The organism is Ruegeria lacuscaerulensis, assembly GCF_013031245.1.
GTDB lineage: Bacteria > Pseudomonadota > Alphaproteobacteria > Rhodobacterales > Rhodobacteraceae > Ruegeria > Ruegeria lacuscaerulensis_C.
The window spans coordinates 1-1,355 of the sequence record NZ_WPZL01000096.1 but is presented as its reverse complement, the minus strand read 5'-3'; the positions used below and the strand labels follow the sequence as shown (position 1 = coordinate 1,355).

Below are 1,355 nucleotides of genomic sequence, written 5' to 3'. Positions count from 1 at the left end.
CGGATGAGGTGGGTGGCTCCTGCTCCACCGGCATCGAATGTGCCAAAGTGCAGTTGTCAACGACTGCTAGGAAAGGAGCCACCCAATGACAGTTAAGACCGTAGGCCTGGATTTGGCCAAGGACGTATTTCAAGTGCACGGCATTTCGGAGAATGGCCGCGTTATTTTCAATAAGGCGATCAAGCGCGCGAAGCTGCTGTCATTCTTTGAGACGCTGCCTTCGTGCACGGTCGGGATGGAAGCGTGCGGTTCATCCCATCATTGGGGCCGTCAGCTGAGCAAGCTCGGCCATGATGTGAAGCTCATGCCTGCCGGATATGTCAAACCATATGTGAAGCGCGGAAAGAGCGATGCTGTCGACGCAGAAGCGATCTGCGAGGCGGTCCGACGTCCGACTATGCGCTTCGTAGATATCAAGACAGAAGAGCAGCAAGCCATTCTCTCAATCCACCGGACTCGAGATCTGGCCGTCCGACAGCGCACACAGATAGCCAACATGATCCGCAGCCTGTTGCGCGAGTTTGGGCATATCTTGCCAATCGGGATCGAAGCGGTGACGGCTTTTGCAAAACGCCATCTGAACGGCGATCGACCCGACATGCCTGAAATCGCGAACGGGATGCTTGGTATCCAGTGCTATCAGCTCATCGGCTTGAACGCGCGCATCGAAGGTTATTCCAAGATGATCGAGCAACATGCCTTGCTGAATGCAGACGCGCGCAGATTGATGCGCATGCCTGGCATTGGGCCGATCACGGCGTCAGCGATTGTCGCCACAATCGGTGATGCGCATCAGTTCCGGACAGGCCGCGATCTTGCAGCGTGGTTGGGCCTGACTCCGCTCAACAAGTCCAGCGGCGGCAAGGAACGTCTGGGCAAAATCACGAAGCAGGGTGATCGCTACATTCGCAAGTTGCTGGTCGTGGGCATGACATCGCGCGCGGTCATGGCGAAACGTTCACCGGAGAAGGTCGATCTGTGGACGGCGAAGATCATCGCAGACAAACCATTCCGATTGGCAACAACGGCGATGGCAAACAAGGCCGCTCGGGCCATCTGGGCGATGCTTACGAAGAAACAAGAATACCGGCAGCCCGCGTTCTAAGCGCGCCGACTGCCTTCGAGATGCAAGACGTTGAAATGATGATGTGGAATTAAGTCAACCAAGAGCAAGGACACTCCGGGAATGGCAGCGGCCCTCTTCTAAGGCCGATATCCCGATTGGAACCTCGCTCGCGGAATTCATCAAGGCCAGCGGAACACCACCGCACGAACAGGCCGGACAGACGAAGGTACTGACAAAATACCCGCAAACATCACCAAAAAGTTCTTGCAATGCAGGAGCCACCCACAGA

General features: G+C 56.0%; 2 protein-coding genes. One reads left to right on the top strand and one right to left on the bottom strand.

What is annotated here, in order from left to right:
• The first annotated feature begins 85 nt into the window (after positions 1-85).
• Positions 86-1,105 (top strand): IS110 family RNA-guided transposase, encoded by a 1,020-nt coding sequence (locus GOX66_RS25460; RefSeq protein WP_170766706.1) that lies wholly within the window; start codon positions 86-88, stop codon positions 1,103-1,105.
• A gap of 54 nt (positions 1,106-1,159) precedes the next feature.
• Here GOX66_RS25460 and GOX66_RS25705 read toward each other — a convergent pair.
• The coding region (locus GOX66_RS25705; protein ID WP_214652786.1) for a hypothetical protein at positions 1,160-1,355 on the bottom strand (196 nt) is incomplete at its 5' end.

Bases quoted from the DNA above. Each gene is read 5' to 3' on its own strand.
- GOX66_RS25460 (WP_170766706.1), top strand. From the start codon at position 86: ATGACAGTTAAGACCGTAGGCCTGGATTTGGCCAAGGACGTATTTCAA.